Annotated in this window: 3 protein-coding genes; 1 reads left to right on the top strand and 2 read right to left on the bottom strand. The window is 71.2% G+C overall.

The window, feature by feature from the left end:
- Nucleotides 1-65: 65 nt before the first annotated feature.
- Together ACWCO3_RS34375 and ACWCO3_RS34370 are read right to left on the bottom strand one after the other, a co-directional pair.
- Nucleotides 66-359: a hypothetical protein gene (locus ACWCO3_RS34375; protein WP_450014164.1), complete on the bottom strand. Its 294-nt coding sequence runs from the start codon at nucleotides 357-359 to the stop codon at nucleotides 66-68.
- Nucleotides 356-697, bottom strand: coding sequence for a PadR family transcriptional regulator (locus ACWCO3_RS34370; protein WP_145779975.1), 342 nt, complete (start codon nucleotides 695-697; stop codon nucleotides 356-358). Before ACWCO3_RS34370 ends, ACWCO3_RS34375 begins: the two co-directional genes overlap by 4 nt.
- 37 nt (nucleotides 698-734) lie before the next feature.
- Here ACWCO3_RS34370 and ACWCO3_RS34365 point away from each other — a divergent pair, with 37 nt between their 5' ends.
- A complete protein-coding gene (locus tag ACWCO3_RS34365; RefSeq protein ID WP_450014162.1) occupies nucleotides 735-1,508 on the top strand; it encodes a VOC family protein in 774 nt (257 codons plus the stop codon).
- The last annotated feature ends 303 nt before the right edge of the window (nucleotides 1,509-1,811 follow it).

Genomic DNA, 1,811 nt, shown 5'->3' with positions numbered 1-1,811 from the left:
CGTCGCCGGCAACATCGTGATCGCCTGGATCATCACGTTCCCGGCCGCCGCGCTGATCGCCTGCGTCACCTACCTGCTGGTCCGGCCGCTCTTCGCATCGTCAGGGCGAGGAGGACCGCCGCGATCACCGGGAGTGGCCCGCGCGCGGGCAGCCGGAGCCGCTGTCGCAGGCCGCTGGCGACCAGGTGCAGGGCCTCGCCGGGCCGGGGGCGGCGCTGGCCGGGGACCGCCATCTCCAGGAGCGTGGTGATCATCTCGGAGCCGTACCGCCGCCGGTGCCGGCCCGGGTACGCGAGCAGCAGCTTTCGGTAGTGGCGTTCGAGACTGCCCTCGTCGCTCGACCACACGGCGGCGGTCACGCGATCACCGTGCCAGAGTCCAGGGCACCGCCGAGGCGCTTGCCCAGCTGGGTCTCGGCCGCCGTGGCATGCCGACGCAGTCGCTCGGCCCGGGCTCGCAGAGCGACCGCCCCTGCCTCGGTGAGCCGGTAGTAGCGGCGCAGCCGCCCGTCGACGACCTCCTCCCGGTCGACCTCGATCAGGCGTTGCTCGACCAGGCGGTCGAGTGCGCCGTAGAGGGTGCCGGGCCGCAGCTTCACGTCGCCCGCCGACAACTCCTCGACCGCCTGGACGACCCCATAGCCGTGCAACGGCTGCCCGGCCAGAGCGGTGAGGATGAGGAAAGTGGATTCATGCATGCCTGGATAGTACGTGCGACGTTATATAACGGCAAGGATGACGTTCAGCGCGTGCGCCCAGCGGCTCCTGCCGGACAGGTGCGCACGGACCAGGCATGATGGAGCGGTGCTGGCCCGATTCAAGGACCTCTGCCTGGACGCCGCCGACCCGCTCGCACTTGGCGGCTTCTGGGCCAGGATGCTCGATGGTGATGTGGCCGACGCCGGTGACGACGACACCCGTGTGGACCCTCGCTCAGCCCGCTCGAACGCCGAGTCGATCTGGGTGAACAAGGTGCCCGAGCCCCGGGTCGGCAAGACCCGCGTACACCTGGATCTGCGGTTGGCCGACGCGGGCCCGGTCGCGCTGCTCGCGGACGGCGCCCGACTGGTCCGCGAGCCGAGCGGTGAGGCGACCTGGTGGGTGCTGGAAGACCCGGAGGGCAACGAGTTCTGCGCGTTCCCGGCCCGGGAGGGCACCCGGCCGGGCCCGTTCGAGCTGGTCGTCGACTCGACCGACCCGGTTGCGCAGGCGACCTGGTGGGCCGGGGTGGTTGGCGGCACCGTCGAGGACGAGGGGACCTACGCGGGGGTGGTCGGCGCATCCGGGTTCCCCTGGGACTACTGGGTGTTCGCCGAGGTGCCCGAGCCCAAGACGGTCAAGAACCGGCTGCACTGGGACGTCGACCTGGTCGACCCGGAGCCGACCGCGCTGCTCGCCGCGGGCGCGACGCTGCTGAGCGAGCCTCTCGACGAGGCGCACTGGTGGTGGGTGCTGGCCGACCCGGAGGGCAACGAGTTCTGCGCATTCGCACCGCGACCAACCGGGTGAACGACCGACTACCCAGCGCGGGCGGCGTCGACTAGCGTTTTCCTAGCGCCGCAGCCAGCGCGTTCGCCGCCGCCGTCGACACGCCTCGGCCGACCCCCACCTGCCCGATCGGTTGGTAATCGCGGGAACGTCGCACCGCCGCTCCCCCGGTTCGGCAGGATCGTCCCAACGAGGAGGTGCCGTCGTGCAGGACACCCGCGCTCTCGCCCTGACATTCGAGGTGAGCGGCCTGCCACCGGTCAAGACCGAAGCATTGTCCATCATCAGGTCCCGGTCGGTCACGACGACCCAGGCCGTCGCCGG

The organism is Micromonospora sp. NPDC002411, from assembly GCF_053592955.1.
This window is presented reverse-complemented; position numbering and strand designations above follow the sequence as displayed.